Below are 18,253 nucleotides of genomic sequence, written 5' to 3' on the forward strand. Positions count from 1 at the left end.
ATGGTCGGCGCCCGAGATCGACGACATTCACCCGAGGGGGGACGGGCGCGGCGGGCGATGCCGATGCGGTTGCCGGGGCCGGGGCCGTGCAGGATGGACGCATGGACCTTCGCATCTTCACCGAGCCCCAGCAGGGCGCGAGCTACGACACCCTCCTCACCGTCGCCAAGGCCACCGAGGACCTCGGGTTCGACGCCTTCTTCCGCTCCGACCACTACCTGAGGATGGGCGGCGGCGACGGCCTGCCCGGTCCCACCGACGCCTGGATCACGCTCGCCGGGCTCGCCCGGGAGACCAAGCGGATCCGGCTCGGCACCCTCATGACCGCAGGAACCTTCCGCCTGCCCGGGGTCCTCGCCATCCAGGTCGCCCAGGTCGACCAGATGTCCGGCGGCCGGGTCGAACTGGGCCTCGGCGCGGGCTGGTTCGAGGAGGAGCACAAGGCGTACGGCATCCCCTTCCCGAAGGAGAAGTTCGGCCGCCTGGAGGAGCAGCTCGCGATCGTCACCGGCCTGTGGAAGACCCGGGTCGGCGAGACCTTCGACTTCCACGGCACGTACTACGACCTCACCGGCTCGCCCGCGCTGCCCAAGCCGGCCCAGGCCAGGATCCCGGTGCTGATCGGCGGTCACGGCGCGACCCGCACCCCCCGGCTGACCGCCAAGTACGCCGACGAGTTCAACATGCCGTTCGCCTCGGTCGAGGACAGCAAGGCCCAGTTCGGCCGGGTGCGCACCGCCGTCGAGACCGCCGGCCGCAAGGGCGACGAGGTGACGCTCTCCAACGCCCTCGTGGTCTGCGTCGGCAAGGACGACCAGGAGGTCGCCCGCCGTGCCGCCGCGATCGGTCGCGAGGTCGACGAGCTGAGGACGAACGGCCTGGCCGGCACCCCCGCCGAGGTCGTCGACAAGATCGGCCGCTACGCCGAGGTCGGCTCCCGCCGGATGTACCTCCAGATCCTCGACCTCTCCGACCTGGACCACCTGGAGCTGATCTCCGCCCAGGTCCAGTCCCAGCTGTCGTAACCGGTACGGAACCGCGCATCCGGCCTGCTGTGACACGGCTGTGACCGGAGGTATGGCCTCCGTCACAGTCACCCCGGGGCCCGCCCTGATGGGGTGGCCGGATGCGCAGCTCCCGCCCTCGCCTCTTCGCCCCCGCCGCCGCCCTGCTCCTCGCCACGGCGTGCGGCGCGGTTCCCGCGGACCAGGACCATGGCGCCGGAGCGGCCGTCCCGGCACCCCGCGCCCCCGTCACCGACCCGCCGGTGGACGGCGTACGGATCACCTCGGTCACCCTCCCGGCCGCCTCCCCTGCCCCGTCGGCCACCCGCGGCCCGGTCCACGCGGACCGGCTGCCCGGCGACTCCGGCATCTTTGCCGCCTACCAGGTCGCCAACGACGGCGGCGAGGCCATGACCTACACGGTGCTCTTCGCCTTCACGACGGACACCGGCGAGGTGATGGACCACCGGGAGGTGACCGTGAGCGGGGTCGCTCCCGGCAGCACCAGGAGCGGGAGGGTCGACCTCGGCGTGCTCGCCCCCGGCGCCTCCCCGGTGACCAGGGTGAAGATCGAGAAGGTCGGCAAGGTGCCCGCCGCCGAGGCACCGGCCCGAACGGGCGGCTGCCCGGCCTCCGGTGCCCGGCTGTGGGCCGACGACGGCGACGCCGCGATGGGCCTGCGCGTCGTCGGACTCCACCTGGAGAACTGCGGGAAGACGGACTACACGCTCGACGGCTATCCGCGGCTGAGCCTCCTGGACGAGAACCGCGAGCCCGTCCACGGCATCCGCATCCTGCACGGCGGCGCCGCCATCGCCTCCGGGACCGGTGCCGACGCCCCGCCCGCCCCCCTCACCCTGAAGCCCGGCCAGACCGCCCGCTCCGGCCTGGTCTGGCGCAACACGACACTGGCGGGCACCTCGGTGACCGTGCCCTACGTCCGCGTCGTGGCCAGGCCGGGCGCCGCACCCGTGACGGTCACCCCGTACCTGGACCTCGGCACCACGGGACGACTCGGCGTCGGCGCCTGGGTACCGGCCGACCGGTAGGCGGGGAAAAATCCCGGGTCCCGTACCGGGATCCTCGGTACGTTGGAGCCGCGAACAAGCGCACCACCAGCGCGTTCGCACTCTTTCCGACCCTTTCCGAGGCGACCCACCGTGTTCCTGACGATCACCACCACCGGCACCCCCGCACGTCCCGCGACCGACCTCGGGTACCTGCTGCACAAGCATCCCGACAGCGCGCAGCAGTTCTCGACCTCCTACGGCGTCGCGCACGTCTTCTACCCGGAGGCGGACGCCGAGCGCTGCACGGCGGCGCTGCTGCTGGAGGTCGACGCGGTCGCGCTGGTCCGGCGCGGCAAGGGCAAGGGACGCGGCGGAGCACCCGACGCGGCGCTCGCCCAGTACGTCAACGACCGCCCGTACGCGGCCTCCTCACTGCTCGCGGTGGCGATCGGCAACGTCTTCTCCAGTGCGCTGCGCGGCGTGTGCCGCGCCCTCCCGCAGGCCCCCGCGCAGCCGCGGCCGTTGCGCGTGGAGGTCCCGGCACTGCCCGCCCGGGGCGGCCCCGGCCTGGTACGGCGCCTCTTCGAGCCGCTCGGCTGGACGGTCACCGCCGAACCGGTCGCCCTGGACACCGCGTTCCCCGAGTGGGGCGACTCGCGCTACGTCGGGCTGGTCCTGGAGTCGGAGACCCTCACCCTCTCCGCGGCGCTGCGCCACCTCTACGTCCTGCTCCCGGTCCTCGACGACGCCAAGCACTACTGGGTGACCTCCGAGGAGGTCGACAAGCTGCTGCGGGCCGGCGAGGGCTGGCTGCCCGGCCACCCCGAGCAGCGGCTCATCACCAGCCGCTACCTCTCCCGCCGCTGGTCGCTGACCCGGCAGGCGATGGAACGGCTGGAACTGGTGCGGCTCGCCGAGACCGACGACAGCGAGGTCGAGGACATCGACAACGCGGTCGAGGAGGAGACGGAGACCGAGGAGCAGCCGACCCCGCTCGCCGCGCAGCGGCGCGCGGCGATCCTCACCGCGCTGAAGCGCGCCGGCGCCGCCCGGGTCCTCGACCTCGGCTGCGGCCAGGGCCAGTTGGTGCAGGCGCTGCTGAAGGACCCGTCGTTCACCGAGGTCGTCGGTGTCGACGTGTCGATACGGGCGCTGACCATCGCCTCCCGGCGGCTGAAGCTCGACCGCATGGGGGAGCGGCAGGCCGCCCGGGTCAGGCTCGTGCAGGGCTCGCTCGCCTACACCGACAGACGGCTCAAGGGGTACGACGCCGCCGTGCTCAGCGAGGTGATCGAGCACCTCGACCTGCCACGGCTGCCCGCCCTGGAGTACGCGGTGTTCGGCGCCGCCCGCCCGCGCACCGTCCTCGTGACCACCCCGAACGTCGAGTACAACGTCCGCTGGGAGACACTCCCCGCCGGACACCGCAGACACGGTGACCACCGCTTCGAGTGGACCCGCTCGGAGTTCCGCTCCTGGGCGCGGCAGGTCGCCGAACGCCACGGCTACGACGTGGAGTTCACCCCCGTGGGGCCGGACGACCCAGAGGTCGGCCCGCCCACCCAGATGGCCACGTTCACATCCGCCGCGAAGGAGGCGAAGGCAGCATGACCGAGACACGGAGCACCGGACGGGTCCTCCCCGTCACCGACCTCTCCCTGGTCGTCCTCGTCGGCGCCTCCGGCTCCGGCAAGTCCACCTTCGCGCGCCGCCACTTCAAGCCGACCGAGGTGATCTCCTCCGACTTCTGCCGGGGGCTGGTCTCCGACGACGAGAACGACCAGAGCGCGAGCGGGGACGCCTTCGACGTCCTGCACTACATCGCGGCCAAGCGCCTGGCTGCCGGCCGCCGCACGGTCGTGGACGCGACCAGCGTGCAGCAGGACTCCCGACGTCAGCTCGTCGACCTGGCCAAGCGTTTCGACGTGCTGCCGATCGCCATCGTGCTCGACGTGCCCGAGGAGGTGTGCGCCGAGCGCAACACGGCCCGCGCCGACCGCGCCGACCTGCCGCGCCGGGTCGTCCAGCGGCACATCCGCGAGCTGAGGCGCTCGCTACGGCACCTGGAGCGCGAGGGCTTCCGCAAGGTGCACATCCTGCGCGGTGTCGAGGAGATCGAGTCGGCCACCGTCGTCACCGAGAAGCGCTACAACGACCTGACCCACCTCACCGGTCCCTTCGACATCGTCGGCGACGTCCACGGCTGCGCCCGCGAACTGGAGTCCCTGCTCGCCAAGTTGGGCTACCAGGACGGCGTGCACCCCGAGGGCCGTACCGCGGTCTTCGTCGGCGACCTGGTCGACCGCGGCCCGGACAGCCCCGGGGTGCTGCGCCGGGTGATGTCCATGGTCGGGTCGGGCAACGCCCTGTGCGTGTCCGGCAACCACGAGAACAAGTTCGGGCGGTACCTCAGGGGCCGCAAGGTCCAGCACACCCACGGACTCGCCGAGACCGTCGAGCAGATGGCCGGGGAGCCGGAGGAGTTCCGGGCGGAGGTGCGCGAGTTCGTCGACGGGCTCGTCAGCCACTACGTGCTCGACGGCGGCCGGCTGGTCGTCTGCCACGCCGGTCTGCCCGAGAAGTACCACGGCCGCACCTCCGGCCGGGTCCGCTCGCACGCGCTGTACGGCGACACCACCGGCGAGACCGACGAGTTCGGCCTGCCGGTGCGCTACCCGTGGGCCGAGGACTACCGGGGCCGCGCCGCCGTCGTCTACGGACACACCCCCGTTCCGGAGGCGACCTGGCTCAACAACACCCTCTGCGTGGACACCGGAGCGGTCTTCGGCGGCCGGCTGACCGCGCTGCGCTGGCCGGAGCGGGAGCTGGTGGACGTCCCGGCCGAACGGGTCTGGTACGAGCCGGCCCGGCCGTTGCGCCCCGAGGCGCCCGGCGGCGCGGACGGCCGGCCGCTGGACCTCGCGGACGTGCAGGGCCGCCGGACGGTCGAGACCCGGCACCAGGGCCGGATCGCGGTCCGCGAGGAGAACGCGGCGGCGGCCCTGGAGGTGATGAGCCGTTTCGCGGTCGACCCGCGTCTGCTGCCCTACCTGCCGCCGACCATGGCCCCGACCGCCACCAGTCACCTCGACGGCTACCTGGAGCACCCCGTGGAGGCGTTCGCGCAGTACGCGCGGGACGGCGTCGCCCGGGTGGTGTGCGAGGAGAAGCACATGGGCTCGCGGGCGGTGGCACTGGTGTGCCGGGACGCCGAGGTCGCGCACCGGCGCTTCGGTGTCGCCCCCGGTCCCACCGGCTCCCTCTACACCCGTACCGGACGCCCGTTCTTCGACGACGAGACGGTGACCGAGGAGGTCCTCGGACGGATCCGCGCCGCGGTCGACGCGGCCGGCCTCTGGGACCGGCTCGCCACCGACTGGATCCTGCTGGACGCCGAGCTGCTGCCCTGGTCGCTCAAGGCCGGCGGTCTGCTGCGCACCCAGTACGCGGCCGTGGGCGCCGCCTCCGGCGCGGTGTTCCCGAGCGCGCTGACCGCCCTGCAAGGCGCGGTGGAGCGGGGCGTCGACGTGACCGGGCTGCGCGCCCGGCAGCGGGAACGCGCCGCGTACGCGAGCGCGTTCACCGACGCGTACCGCCGCTACTGCTGGCCCACGGCAGGACTGGACGGGGTGCGGCTGGCCCCCTTCCAGCTCCTCGCGGTCCAGGGCCGCAGCCTCGCCGCGCTCCCGCACGACGAGCAACTCGCCCTGCTGGACCGGCTGGTGGAGCACGACCCGAGCGGTCTGCTGAGGACCACCCGCCGTCTGTACGTCGACACCGGCGACCCGGAGTCGGTCCGGGCGGGCGTCGACTGGTGGCTGGAGATGACCGGCCGGGGCGGCGAGGGCATGGTCGTCAAGCCGCTCGGAGCGGTCGTACGGGACCCGGACGGCCGGCTGGTCCAGCCCGGCATCAAGTGCCGGGGCCGCGAGTACCTGAGGATCATCTACGGCCCCGAGTACACCCGCGCCGACAACCTCGCCCGGCTGCGCAAGCGGTTCCTCAACCACAAGCGGTCCCTGGCGGCCCGCGAGTACGCCCTGGGCCTGGAGGCCCTGGACCGCCTCGCGGACGGCGAGCCGCTGTGGCGGGTGCACGAGGCGGTGTTCGGGGTGCTGGCCCTGGAGTCGGAGCCGGTGGACCCCCGGCTGTGAGGGGGGTCAGCCGACCAGCCGCAGGCGGCGGCGGGAGGTGCCGACGCGGACCGTCTGGCCCCAGGTCAGTTCCAGGGCGTCGGTCTCGATGCCGTCGCCGAAGGCGATCAGGCGGTCCGACTCGACCGTGAGGGTCAGGGTCGCGGAGGCGGTCAGCTCGCCGGCGACCAGGGAGGTACCGGTCGCCGGCGACGGCCAGGCCTCCCTGACGAACCAGAGCAGGCGGTCCTCGGTGGGTGCCGGCAGGGCCGACCGGGCGCCGCGCTCCTGCCACAGGGAGCGCAGCCAGCCGGTGGCCCCGGTGCCGGTGCCCACCAGCACCCCGGAGGAGGCCTGGGCCTCGACGGCACCCCCGTCGTCCTCGAGGCCCAGGCGGTATCGGGCGGTCTGGTGACCGGCGGTACCGAGGTAGATCTCGTTGAGCGCCACGAGCCGCTGGGTGTCGTCGGCGACCGCCTCGACCATCGTCAGCTCGTCGGCGTGCGTGCTCCCGACGGAGGGCAGCAGCACGGACGCCTGCTCCGGCCGGTGCCGTACCAGGACCCCGGGGTTGCGGCCGGGGTCGGTGTCGATGCCGACCACCGGCTGGCCGTCCAGGTACTTGGCCACGTTCGCGACCAGTCCGTCCTGGCCGACCACCACGACCACGTCCTCGGGCGCGAACAGGAAGCGGTCCAGATCGGCCCGCTCGACCTGGGTGCGGCGCCAGGCCAGCGGGATCGCCGAGGTGACCTCGGCGAGCGCCCGGCGGGCCCGGCGGTGGCGTTCGGAGACCTCCGCGATGTCCCGGCCCCGGGAGGCCAGGAAGAAGGCGGCCTGCCCGTGCGTGCCGTGCCGGGCCAGCAACTCCTCGTACTCCGTGGTGCGATGCACGAGCACGGCCCGCGGCGCGAGACTCACGACACCACCACCCGGCGCCGTGGCGACCACGCGGCCACCACCCCCGACCGAGCCGCACGTCCCCCGCCACCGCACCGCCCCACCGCCCGGGCGCCGACGTTCTCGGCCCGGTGCGGGCGCGGCGTGCGCATGACCGCTCCGTGGAGTCGGCCGCCCGCTCTCTCGCACGGGCGGACCCGGCTCACGCCTGTGGCGTGGAGAGCGCCGCCGTCGCCCCTGGTCGGGTGGGCCGGGCTCCCGCCTGGTCCGTGGAGCGTGGCGCCCGCGCTCACGGTCGGGTAGGCCCGGCTCACGCCTGCTTCATGGAGTGCGGCGCCCTCGCCCCGGTCCCGATGTCTCGTGTTCATGGCTGGTCCGCCGAACCCAGCTTCGCCAGCAGACCCGTCAGGACGTCCGGGGAGACGGTCACGCTGTCGATGCGCGGCAGGTTCTCGGCGAGCCGGGTGCCGGTGAGGGCGTGCAGCGTGGCCACGTCCACCTCGCCGTGCACCCGCAGCCACGCCGCCTGCGCGGCAGCGCGTGCCTCGCCGACCTCCCGTGCCGCCGCGGCCTCGGCCCGCGCGAGCGTGACCGCCCGCGCCGCCTCCGCCTCACCCAGCTTCACCGACCGCGCCGCCTCGGCCTCCGCGAGCTGCACCGACCGCGTGGCCTCCGCCTCGGCCAGCTTCACCGACCGCTTCGCCTCCGCCTCCGCCAGCTTCACCGTGCGGGCGGCCTCCGCCTGAGCGCGGACCGCGTCCGCCGCCGCGTGCTCCTCCGCCTCGCGGCGGGCGTTGGTGCCCCGCTGCTCGACCAACTGCTCCTCGCGGCGGGCCAGTTCGATCTGACTGGCCAGCTCGTTCTCGGCGATCGCGCGCTCCCGCTCGACGGCCACCGCCCGCCGCTCGTAGGTCGCCCGGTCGGCCTCCTGCTGGATCTGCTCACGGGCCGGGGTGCGCAGCGCCCGCTCCACCTCAGGCTCGGGCCGCAGCGCCATCACCCGCACGGCCACCACCTCGATCCCGGTCGCCGGCAGGCGGGGCTCCGCGGCCAGCCCGGCCGCGATCCGCTCCCGCACCGCCGCCACCCCGTCGACCAGCGCCTCGGCCAGCGCGGTACGGGCCAGCACGGCGAGCGCGTGCTGCTGGGCCGTCTCGGTGAGCAGCGTGCCCAGCTGCTCCAGCGGGGTGCCGCGCCACACGCCGGTGTCCGGGTCGAGGGAGAAGTCGAGGCGGGCGGCGGCCACCGCCGGGTCGCCGATGCGGTAGGTGACCGTCGCCTGGACCGCCACGTCCTGGAAGTCGGCCGTACGGGCGTGGAAGGTCATCGCCAGCTCGCGGTCGTCGACCGGCACCTCGGAGATTGCGGCGGACAGCGGCCGGAACCAGAAGCTCAGCCCCGCTCCCTCGTGCGCCAGCTTTCCGGCGTTGTGGTGTCTGACGTGCGCCGTCGGAGCCCCGCGCAGATGGCGCCAGCCCAGGCGCCGGGTGATGTCGGCCATGAGACCCCCCTCGCTTTAGAGTCATCATGACCATAATCTCGGTTCCGTTTGTCGTCAAGAGGACGAGAACGGGAGGCCGACTAGAAAGAAGAGGGCGGGGAAACGGTCGAGCCGGGGGTGAACCCGGTCTCCGGTGGTCAGGATGGAGTCATGGGATTCCACGTCGACTCCGAGGCCGGGCGGCTGCGCCGCGTCATCCTGCACCGGCCGGATCTGGAGCTCAAAAGGCTCACCCCGAGCAACAAGGACGCCCTGCTCTTCGACGACGTCCTCTGGGTGCGCCGGGCCCGGGTCGAGCACGACGGCTTCGCCGACGTGCTGCGCGACCGCGGGGTCGCCGTCCACCTCTTCGGCGACCTGCTCACCGAGACCCTGGACGTCCCGGCCGCCCGCGCCCTCGTCCTGGACCGGGTCTTCGACGAGAAGGAGTACGGCCCGCTCGCCACCGACCACCTGCGCGCCGCCTTCGAGAAGCTGCCGGCGCAGGAGCTGGCCGAGGCGCTGGTCGGCGGCATGACCAAACGGGAGTTCCTGGACGCGCACGAGGAGCCCACCTCGGTCCGCTTCCACGTCATGGACCTCGACGACTTCCTCCTCGAACCGCTCCCCAACCACCTCTTCACCCGCGACACCTCCGCCTGGGTCTACGACGGGGTCTCCATCAACGCGATGCGCTGGCCGGCCCGGCAGCGGGAGACCGTGCACTTCGAGGCGATCTACCGGCACCACCCGCTGTTCCGCACCGAGCCGTTCCACGTCTGGTCGGAGGGTCAGGCCGCCTACCCGTCCACCATCGAGGGCGGCGACGTCCTGGTGATCGGCAACGGCGCGGTGCTCATCGGGATGAGCGAGCGCACCACCCCGCAGGCCGTCGAGATGCTCGCGCACAAGCTGTTCGCGGCGGGCTCCGCGCGGTCCATCGTGGCCCTGGACATGCCGAAGCGGCGCGCCTTCATGCATCTCGACACCGTGATGACGATGGTCGACGGCGACACCTTCACCCAGTACGCCGGGCTCGGCATGCTCCGCTCGTACACCATCGAACCGGGCGTCGGCGACAAGGAGCTCAAGGTCACCGACCATCCGCCGGAGCACATGCACCGGGCGATCGCCGCCGCCCTCGGCCTGAGCGAGATCCGGGTCCTGACCGCCACCCAGGACGTGCACGCGGCCGAGCGGGAGCAGTGGGACGACGGCTGCAACGTCCTCGCCGTCGAGCCGGGGGTCGTGGTCGCCTACGAGCGCAACTCCACCACAAACACCCACCTGCGCAAACAGGGCGTCGAGGTGATAGAGATCCCGGGCAGCGAACTGGGCCGGGGCAGGGGCGGTCCGCGGTGCATGAGCTGTCCGGTCCAGCGGGACCCGGTGTGAGGTACCGCATGGGTGACGGAAGGCGACTGTATAGAAATGTGGAATATCGTATAGACTTCCATCGTCCCTGAAGTCGACCCCTACCGCTGGAGCGCCCCATGGCGACTGTCCCGACCGCCCTCGCCGGCCGCCACTTCCTCAAGGAGCTGGACTTCACCCAGGAGGAGTTCCGCGGGCTGGTCGAGCTGGCCGCAGAGCTGAAGGCGGCCAAGAAGGCCGGGACCGAGACCCAGTACCTGCGCGGCAGGAACATCGCGCTGGTCTTCGAGAAGACCTCCACCCGCACCCGCTGCGCCTTCGAGGTCGCCGCCGCCGACCAGGGCGCCGTCACCACCTACCTCGACCCGTCCGGCTCGCAGATCGGTCACAAGGAGTCGGTGAAGGACACCGCCCGGGTCCTCGGCCGGATGTTCGACGCGATCGAGTACCGCGGCCACGGCCAGGGCGTCGTGGAGGAACTCGCCGCGTTCGCCGGGGTCCCCGTCTACAACGGTCTCACCGACGAGTGGCACCCCACCCAGATGCTCGCCGACGTGCTCACCATGACCGAGCACACCGACAAGCCGCTCGCCGAGATCGCCTTCGCCTACCTCGGCGACGCCCGCTACAACATGGGCAACTCCTACCTGGTCACCGGTGCCCTGCTCGGCATGGACGTCCGGATCGTCGCGCCCCGGGTGCTGTGGCCGGACGAGACCATCGTCGAGCTGGCCCAGCAGCTGGCCACCGCCTCCGGCGCCCGGATCACGCTCACCGACGACGTGAAGGACGGGGTGCTCGACGCCGACTTCGTCGCCACCGACGTATGGGTGTCGATGGGGGAGCCCAAGGAGGTGTGGGACGAGCGGATCGCGCTGCTCGGCCCCTACGCCGTGACCATGGACGTGCTGCGCGCCACCGGCAACCCCGACGTCAGGTTCCTGCACTGCCTGCCGGCCTTCCACGACCTCGGCACCGATGTCGGCCGCGAGATCCACGAGCGGCACGGACTGACCGAGCTGGAAGTCACCGACGAGGTGTTCGAATCCGAGTACTCGGTCGTCTTCGACGAGGCCGAGAACCGGATGCACACCATCAAGGCGGTCCTGGTGGCCACGCTCGCCCGCGCCCGGTAGCGCGAAAAAGGCCCTATCCTTTCCGGCGGCCCGGCGCCACCCCTGCCGATGCCGCCACCGCGTCCCCAAGAAGGACGTCCGCACCACCAGAGAGAGCACCACCCGCATGCCCCGCATCAAGTCCCCGCACCTGCTGCTCGCCGAATCCGGCGCCGACCGCGCGGGCCACGGCCTGCGCCGCACCATGGGCCTCTTCCAGCTGATCTGCTTCGGCATCGGCGCGATCGTCGGCACCGGCATCTTCGTCGGCCTCTCCGACTCGGTCGCCCAGGCCGGTCCCGCGGTCGTCGTCTCCTTCGTCCTGGCCGCCGTGACCTGCGTGTTCACCGCTCTCTCCTTCGCCGAGCTGGGCGGCGCGATCCCGGTCTCGGGATCGTCGTACTCCTTCGCCTACGCGGGCCTCGGCGAGACCACCGCGTTCCTGGTCGGCTGGTGCCTGCTCCTGGAGTACGGCATCTCGATCTCGGCCGTCGCGGTCGGCTGGAGCCAGTACGTCAACGAACTGCTGCACAGCCTCACCGGGCTCCAGCTCCCGCACGCGCTGTCCGCGGGACCCGGCGACGGCGGCGTCGTGAACCTCCCCGCGGTGATCGTCATCGCGATGGCCGCCGTCCTGCTGGTGCGCGGGGTGCGGGAGAGCGCCCGGGCCACCGCCGCGATGGCCGCCGTGAAGCTCGCCATCCTGCTGGCCTTCTGCGCGATCGGCTTCAGCGCCTTCAAGGACGGCAACCTCGTCCCGTTCTCCCCGGCCGGCCTCGGCGGCATCGGCGCGGGCACCACCGCCGCGTTCTTCTCGTACATCGGCTTCGACGCGATCACCACGGCCGGCGAGGAGGCGAAGAACCCGCGCCGGGACATCCCGGTCGCGATCCTCGTCTGCATGGGCGTGGTCACCCTGCTCTACTGCGCGGTCGCGCTCGCCGCGATCGGCGCCATCGGCGGCGGCCAGGTCGCGGGCCGTCCCGCCGCCCTCTCCTACGTCGTCAACCGGGTCACCGGGTCCACCGTGGGCGGCGGGGTGATCGCCTTCGGCGCGGTCGTCGCCATCGCCTCCGTCGTGCTCGCGGTGATGTACGGGCAGACCCGGATCCTGATGTCCATGTCCCGCGACGGCCTGATCCCGCGCGTCTTCGAGAAGGTCTCCCCGCGGACCGCCACCCCGGTGGCCGGCACCCTGATCGTCGCGGCCGTCTTCGCGGTCCCGGCGGCCTTCGCCTCGCTGGACGCGGTGATGAACCTGTGCACCATCGGCACCCTGGCGATCATGGCCGTGGTGAACATCGCGGTGCTCGCCCTGCGCCGCCGCGAACCGGCCCTCGCCCGCACCTTCCGGGTCCCGCTCTACCCGTTCGTGCCCCTGCTGGGCGTCGGCTTCTGCCTCTACCTGATGTACGAGACCGGCTGGACGACCTGGCTCCAGTTCACCGTCTTCCTGGCCGTGGGCCTGCTGGCCTACCTCGCCTACGGACGCCGCAACTCCACGCTGGCCACCGTGGTGGGCGCGGCCGCGGACGTGTCTCCTGAGCTGGATCCGCAGACAATCTGAACCCTCGTGGCGGTAGGCACCGCGGCGGCGGAGCGGCACGCCGCCCGGCGGCGGTCCACCGCTGCGCGCGCGACAGGCCTCACGTGACGCGGTCGTCCGTCATGACCCTTCTCCTGGTCAGGTGGACTCGATGGCCCGGCGTTCTTCGGGGCTCAGCGGCGGTTCGGCAAGTCGGGGCTTGAGCGGCCCCCGAGCTGCCGCGACGAGAGTGCTGGGCGTCAGCAGCCTCTCAGGGCCCTTCTGCAGCGTCACGACGTCGGTGAGGTCGCGTGCCATTCGGCCGGAGCCAGTGGCTGTGAGGGTGAGACGGTCGACGAAGCGCGCTGCCAGCCGCTCGCCCAGGGTGGGGCCGTTCTCGGTCGCTCCCCTGTAGAAGACGTCCGTGCCGACAGCGAAGGTCCAAGCCAGGTCGACGTGCCGGGCGACGGCCTTCTGCACGCGCCCGGTGAAGTCCGGGGTTGCGTAGTCGTGGCGCTGGATCATGTCGCGCAGGGTCAGCGCGCTCTTGGCCGCCACCGACATGCCGTGCCCGTACGTCGGGTTGTACGCGGCCGCGGCGTCGCCGAGGACGAGGAGGTTCGCAGGCAGGGCGGCCTTCTCGTAGAAGTGCCGACGGTTGGCCGTCGTGCGCGTGACGTGGACGGGGCCCAGCGGGTCGGCCCTCTTGATCAACTCGCCGACGAGGGGATGGCGCAGCCCCAGGGCGAAGGCGACGAAGGCGTCGCCGTCGTTGCCGGGTTCGCCCCCTCGCGTACCGGAGAGAGTGACAAGCCAGCGTCCGTTCTCGATGGGCAGGACGACGCCGGCCTGTCCCGGACCGGCTCCCCGCGGGTCTGCCTGCACGTTGACGATGGGCCAGTCGTCGGGCAGGCCGGGCGGGGCCTGGTAGAGGCGGCTGGCGTAGACGAGCCCGGAGTCGACCACGCGTAAGGCTGGGCGCTGCCCGCCGAGGCTGTCGAGCCAGAGCGGAGTTCCGGAGCCCCTGCCACTGGCGTCGACGATCAGGTCGGCGCGGAGGAAGTCCTGGCTGCCGTCGGCCGTACTGATGTCGACACCGGTCACTGCCTCGGGGCTGCCGGTCAGGCCGAGCACGGTGGTTCCCTGCATGAGGGTGATGCCGCTGTCGGGTGCGTCGAGGACCTGACGCCGGACGACCCAGTCGAGGAGGTCACGGTGGCAGGCGATGGCGTAGTGACTTTCCTTCCAGCGCCGGAACCAGCCGTGCGGGCTGTAGGCGACCATGCCGGTGGTGAGCGGTATCCGCCGGGCACCGGCTGCCTCCAGAGCGGCGAGGGCTCCGGGGAGGAGAGCGTCGACGGCTTCTGCTCCACCTGACCACAGCATGTGTACGTGGTTGGCCTGAGGTAGACCTTTTCGGTGTTCGGGCTCCGCGGGCAGCGTGTCGCGTTCGATGACGACGACGTCGGTGTGAGCTGAGAGCACGTGCGCTGTCAGCATGGCGGTGAAGCCCCCGCCTATGACGACTGCTCTTCGGGAGGGGAGTGGTGTCGCGGCGTTCACGGGTCCCGCTCTCTTCGGACGTGGAGTGCCGGCGGACGCCATGCACGTCGTCAAGGGGTAGCAGGGCGCACGCGCCGGCGAGGCACAACCTAGGATTCGTACGGGCCCGTCGCGTGAGAGAGGTCGCCGGCGCCGCGCCCGGCTCCCCGGCCCAGGTCGAACGCGCCCGTCACGCCGGACGCCACTGCCGCGGTACCACAGGAAGCCTGAACCACACCGCCTTGCCGGACTCGGTGGGGCGGTGGCCGCAGGACGAGCTCAGCGCGCGGATCAGCAGCAGGCCGCGGCCGCCCTCCTGCATGAGGTCGGGCTCCTCGATCACCGGCCGGGTCAGATGGCCGGGCGGCGCCGGGTCCGGGTCGTGCACCTCGACCTTGCAGCCCCCCGGCAGCAGCTCGACGACCAGCTCTATGGGCCCCCGGCCGGCGGTGTGCTCCACCGCGTTGGCGACCAGTTCCGCCGTCAGCAGCTCGGCGGTGTCGGCGTCCGCCGCGTGCTCCGCCTCCTCCATCGCCGAACGCACCAGGGCACGGGCGACCGGCACGGCCGCGACGGTGTGCGGCAGCGCGATGCGCCAGGAGGCGGGGGAGGCGGATGGCGGTTCGTACACGGCTGGTCCGTTCATGGCGCAGGCGATCACTGCTGTCCTGCTTTCAACTGTAGGAATGGTACGGGCCCCGTCCCGGGGGCCGTCGGTGCCCCCCGTACGGGACCCTCGTCCCGGTGACAGGGGGCTTACCCCGGCCCATCGCGCCTCTCGCGCATCCCCCATCACTGTTACCGCTTTATTGACGCGCCGTGACCTTGTGACGCGAAGCGCCCGGTCAGCCCGCCGCCGCCCGCCGGATCCCGGACGATCGCACCCGCGTGGGTCACAGACCGGCGAAAGCGGCTCCCGCGTCCCGCAGCCGCTCGTGCAGCCCCCGGAAGACGGCGGCCGAGCGGATGCCCGGCCAGTCGGCGGGCAGCAGCCCGGTCGGCAGCCCCGGGTCGGTGTACGGCAGATGGCGCCAGGAGTCGAGGGCGCGGAGGTAGTCGCGGTAGGCGTCCTCCGCAGGCGTGTCCGCGCGGTGTTCCCAGCCGCGCAGCACCGGCTCGTGGGCGTCCAGGAACTCCTCGTGCGCCTTGGCGATCGCCGTCAGGTCCCACCAGCGGGCGACCGCCTCCGCGGTGGGCGCGAACCCGAGGTGGTCACCCCGGAAGAAGTCCACGTACGGGTCGAGGCCGAGGCGGCGCAGGGTGTGCCGGGTCTCCTCGAACAGCCGGGCGGGGGCGATCCACACCCCGGGCGCGGCGGTGCCGAAGCCGAGCCCGGCCAGCCGGGAGCGCAGCACATGCCGCTTCTGCCGCTCCGACTCGGGCACCGAGAACACCGCGAGCACCCAGCCCTCGTTCTCCGGGGGCGCCCCGGCGTACACCCGGCGGTCGCCGTCGTCGAGCAGCTGTCGTGCCTCGGCGGACAGTCCGTACCCGGCGGTGCCCTGCGCGGTCTTCGCCGGGACCAGCAGCCCACGTCGTTTCAGCCGGGACACCGAGGAGCGGACGGAGGGGCCGTCCACGCCGACGGCGGCCAGCAGCCGGATCAGCTCGGCGACGGGCACCGGACCGGGCAGGAAGCGGCCGTACGCGCCGTAGAGCGTGACGATGAGGGACCTCGGGGCGTGTTGCTCGGGCACGTTGATCATTTTAGGTCCCCGGCATCGCTGCTGGTCACCTCTGGTGCCCGGCTGAATGAGAGTCAGCGTCGCGGAGTCCACCGGATGGCGGCGGCTGTGCCCTTCGCCCTCGGCCGGGGCGGGTCAGGCGGCGACGGCGAGCCGTTCGGCCGGGCCGCGGCGCGGCGGGACCACGCTGCCGTCGGCGCGCAGCTCACCCGTGTCGTCGAAGACGATCGCCCCGTCGCACAGCAGGCTCCAGCCCTGCTCGGGGTGGGCGGCGACGATGTGCGCCGGGCCGCGGTCGGCCGTCGCGCTCGGGAACTGGTGGGAACACATGGCGCACCTCCACGGGTCTGCCTCCGGCACGGTCGCCGACCGGCATACCCAGACCATGCTCCCGTCGTGAACGCCGGGGAACCGCCCGCCGCGACCTGTGACAACACGCGGACAACCTTCGGACGCCGTCACGACGGTCGCCGCGCCGCCGGGACACGGAACCCTCACGGGACGCGCCACCGAAGGGGTGAGGTCACGCTCCGGGGCCCGGCCGCCCGGTATCCAGGGCATGCCCCCACCCCGTGTTCCGGGAAGGAAACCATGCCCGTACGCCCCGTACTCGCAGCGGCCCTCGGTTCCGCCGCCCTGCTGTGCGTCACCGCCGCCCCCGCGTCCGCGTCCGCCGACCCCACCGAATCCGTCACCGTCGAGACGACCGGTCGGCTCGCCGGCGACGGCACGGTCACCCTCTCCGGCACCTACACCTGCACCGACGCCACCGGGCCGGTGTTCATCAGCTCCTCGATCAGCCAGGACTCGCCGAACTTCCGGCACGGCATCGGCGGCACCCAGGCCGAGTGCGACGGCGCCGCGCACAAGTGGCAGAACACCGGCAAGGTCTCCTCGGAGAAGCTGGCCCCCGGCAAGGCCCAGGTGGAGGCCACCGTCCTGGAACTGCGCCCCGCCGGCGGCCTGCCCCTGCCGTACTTCCACGCCACCAAGGAGCAGGACATCACCCTCGCCAAGGCCTGACCCCCTACCGCCCGGTCCCGGCCCCCTCGGCTGCCGGGGCCGGGCGGCTCGCTTCCCCGACGGCGGCTCGGGTGCCCGGGGGCGGCCGGTCAGCGGGCCAGCAGCCCCCGTAGCGCGGCGACCACCTCACCGGGGGCCTCCTCGGCCATGAAGTGCCCGCAGTCCACCGTGCGGTGGTCCAGGTCCGGTGCCCAGGCCCGCCACAGCGCGGTCGCGTCGTAGCCGAGGGCGGCCCCCCAGTCCTGCTGGAGCACGGTGACCGGCATGCGCAGGGTGCGCCCGGCCTCCCGGTCTGCGCGGTCGTGCTCGGTGTCGACGCCGGCCGAGGCCCGGTAGTCGGCCACGATCGACGGCACGGCCGCCCGGCAGGCGGCCAGGTAGGCGGCCCGGACGTCGGCGGGAAGGGCCGCCGGGTCACGGGACCACAGGTCGAGGAAGTGGCCGAAGAACGCGTCCGGGGCCGCCCCGATCAGCTCCTCGGGCAGACCGGGCGGCTGGGCCATCAGGTAGAGGTGGAAGGCGACCGCTGCCGAGGTGCCGTGCAGCACCTCCCACATGTCCAGCGTGGGCAGCACGTCGAGGAGGGCCAGCCGGGTGATCGTGTCCGGGTGGTCGAGGCCGGCCCGGAAGGCGACGAGGGCGCCCCGGTCGTGCCCGGCCAGCGCGAACCGCTCGTGCCCGAGCTCCCGGCCGAGCGCCACCACGTCGGCGGCCATGGTCCGCTTCGCGTACGACGTCCCGTCCGCGTCGGCCGGCTTGTCACTGGCGCCGTAGCCGCGCAGGTCGGGACAGATCACGGTGTGCTCGTCCGCGAGGGCGGCGGCCACGTGCCGCCACATCAGGCGGGTCTGCGGGAAGCCGTGCAGCAGGACGACGGGGCTGCCGGTGCCGCCGACGGAGGCGTGCAGCCGGACGCCGTCGGCGACCTCGACACGGTGGGTCTGGAAACCGGGGATGTTCATGCGCCGAGCCTCCCGCGCCCGGATCAGCAGCCGATCAGCAGCACGTACCGTGGGCGGATGAGCATGGACCAGGTCGCCTTCGCGGTGCTCGGGCCGGTCTCGGCCGAGCGCGACGGCGTCCCGCTCGCCCTGAAGGGCCCCCGGCACCGCGCCGTACTGGCCCGGCTGATCGTCGCCCGCGGCCGGGTCGTCCCCGTCGGCCGCCTGGTCGCCGACCTCTGGGACGAGCCGCCGCCCGCCGCGGTCGGCGCCCTGCGTACCTTCGTCGGCGACCTGCGGCGCGCCCTGGAGCCCGGCCGGCCGCCCCGCGCCCCGGCCCGGCTCCTGGTCACCGACGGGCCCGGCTACGCGCTGCGCACGGACGCCGTGGACGCCCGGCGGTTCGAGACGGCCGTGGCGAGCGCTGCGGAGGCGGAGCCCGCCGAGGCGGCCCGGCAGCTGAGCGCGGCACTGGAGCTGTGGCGGGGCACCGCCTACGCCGACTTCCCCGACGAGCCATG

At 72.9% G+C, this 18,253-nt stretch carries 16 protein-coding genes; 9 read left to right on the forward strand and 7 right to left on the reverse strand.

Annotated features, from left to right (window positions below; translation table 11 throughout):
• Nucleotides 1–101: 101 nt before the first annotated feature.
• From AB0958_RS25190 to AB0958_RS25205, 4 genes are all read left to right on the forward strand, one after another.
• Entirely contained in the window at nt 102–1,025 is a 924-nt protein-coding gene (locus tag AB0958_RS25190) for an LLM class F420-dependent oxidoreductase (protein WP_366892735.1), read from the forward strand.
• A 101-nt stretch (nt 1,026–1,126) separates the two neighbouring features.
• Nucleotides 1,127–2,053, forward strand: coding sequence for a DUF4232 domain-containing protein (locus AB0958_RS25195; RefSeq protein WP_366892736.1), 927 nt, complete (start codon nt 1,127–1,129; stop codon nt 2,051–2,053).
• Nucleotides 2,054–2,164: 111 nt separating this feature from the next.
• A complete protein-coding gene (locus AB0958_RS25200; RefSeq protein ID WP_366892737.1) occupies nt 2,165–3,625 on the forward strand; it encodes a 3' terminal RNA ribose 2'-O-methyltransferase Hen1 in 1,461 nt (486 codons plus the stop codon).
• Complete coding sequence (locus AB0958_RS25205) at nt 3,622–6,168, forward strand: polynucleotide kinase-phosphatase (RefSeq protein WP_366892738.1); 2,547 nt, start codon at nt 3,622–3,624, stop codon at nt 6,166–6,168. The genes AB0958_RS25200 and AB0958_RS25205 overlap by 4 nt, the downstream gene beginning before the upstream one ends.
• 6 nt (nt 6,169–6,174) lie before the next feature.
• On the opposite strand, the gene AB0958_RS25210 is transcribed toward AB0958_RS25205, so the two are convergent.
• Together AB0958_RS25210 and AB0958_RS25215 are read right to left on the reverse strand one after the other, a co-directional pair.
• The gene (locus AB0958_RS25210) at nt 6,175–7,068 is read right to left on the reverse strand and encodes a hypothetical protein (protein ID WP_366892740.1); all 894 of its coding nucleotides are present in this window, start codon (nt 7,066–7,068) and stop codon (nt 6,175–6,177) included.
• A gap of 343 nt (nt 7,069–7,411) precedes the next feature.
• Nucleotides 7,412–8,548, reverse strand: a complete 1,137-nt coding sequence (locus AB0958_RS25215; protein ID WP_366892741.1) for an SPFH domain-containing protein — start codon at nt 8,546–8,548, stop codon at nt 7,412–7,414.
• Between the two features lie 150 nt (nt 8,549–8,698).
• On the opposite strand from AB0958_RS25215, the gene AB0958_RS25220 reads away from it, so the two are divergent.
• The 3 genes from AB0958_RS25220 (at nt 8,699) to AB0958_RS25230 (ending at nt 12,583) form a co-directional block, all read left to right on the forward strand.
• Nucleotides 8,699–9,922, forward strand: a complete 1,224-nt coding sequence (locus tag AB0958_RS25220; RefSeq protein WP_366892742.1) for an arginine deiminase — start codon at nt 8,699–8,701, stop codon at nt 9,920–9,922.
• A gap of 98 nt (nt 9,923–10,020) precedes the next feature.
• On the forward strand, nt 10,021–11,037 hold the full coding sequence (gene argF, locus AB0958_RS25225; protein ID WP_366892743.1) for an ornithine carbamoyltransferase: 1,017 nt from the start codon (nt 10,021–10,023) through the stop codon (nt 11,035–11,037).
• 106 nt (nt 11,038–11,143) lie between these two features.
• Nucleotides 11,144–12,583: an amino acid permease gene (locus AB0958_RS25230; protein WP_366892744.1), complete on the forward strand. Its 1,440-nt coding sequence runs from the start codon at nt 11,144–11,146 to the stop codon at nt 12,581–12,583.
• 117 nt (nt 12,584–12,700) lie between these two features.
• Here AB0958_RS25230 and AB0958_RS25235 read toward each other — a convergent pair whose 3' ends face one another.
• The 4 genes from AB0958_RS25235 to AB0958_RS25250 form a co-directional block, all read right to left on the reverse strand.
• Nucleotides 12,701–14,026: a pyridine nucleotide-disulfide oxidoreductase gene (locus AB0958_RS25235; RefSeq protein WP_366892745.1), complete on the reverse strand. Its 1,326-nt coding sequence runs from the start codon at nt 14,024–14,026 to the stop codon at nt 12,701–12,703.
• Between the two features lie 247 nt (nt 14,027–14,273).
• Nucleotides 14,274–14,729 (reverse strand): ATP-binding protein, encoded by a 456-nt coding sequence (locus tag AB0958_RS25240; RefSeq protein ID WP_366892746.1) that lies wholly within the window; start codon nt 14,727–14,729, stop codon nt 14,274–14,276.
• Between the two features lie 247 nt (nt 14,730–14,976).
• Nucleotides 14,977–15,789: a PaaX family transcriptional regulator C-terminal domain-containing protein gene (locus AB0958_RS25245; protein ID WP_366892748.1), complete on the reverse strand. Its 813-nt coding sequence runs from the start codon at nt 15,787–15,789 to the stop codon at nt 14,977–14,979.
• Nucleotides 15,790–15,903: 114 nt separating this feature from the next.
• A complete protein-coding gene (locus AB0958_RS25250; RefSeq protein WP_358977785.1) occupies nt 15,904–16,098 on the reverse strand; it encodes a DUF5999 family protein in 195 nt (64 codons plus the stop codon).
• A 261-nt stretch (nt 16,099–16,359) separates the two neighbouring features.
• On the opposite strand from AB0958_RS25250, the gene AB0958_RS25255 reads away from it, so the two are divergent.
• A complete protein-coding gene (locus AB0958_RS25255) occupies nt 16,360–16,791 on the forward strand; it encodes a DUF6299 family protein (protein ID WP_366892749.1) in 432 nt (143 codons plus the stop codon).
• Nucleotides 16,792–16,880: 89 nt separating this feature from the next.
• Here the strand turns inward: AB0958_RS25255 and AB0958_RS25260 are convergent, their stop codons facing one another.
• A complete protein-coding gene (locus AB0958_RS25260) occupies nt 16,881–17,753 on the reverse strand; it encodes an alpha/beta hydrolase (protein WP_366892750.1) in 873 nt (290 codons plus the stop codon).
• A 63-nt stretch (nt 17,754–17,816) separates the two neighbouring features.
• On the opposite strand from AB0958_RS25260, the gene AB0958_RS25265 reads away from it, so the two are divergent.
• Nucleotides 17,817–18,253 (forward strand): winged helix-turn-helix domain-containing protein (locus tag AB0958_RS25265; protein ID WP_366892752.1); only part of this gene is annotated, 437 nt, incomplete at its 3' end.

Origin of the sequence: Streptomyces sp. NPDC006655 (genome assembly GCF_040703965.1) — a bacterium.
Lineage (GTDB): Bacteria > Actinomycetota > Actinomycetes > Streptomycetales > Streptomycetaceae > Streptomyces.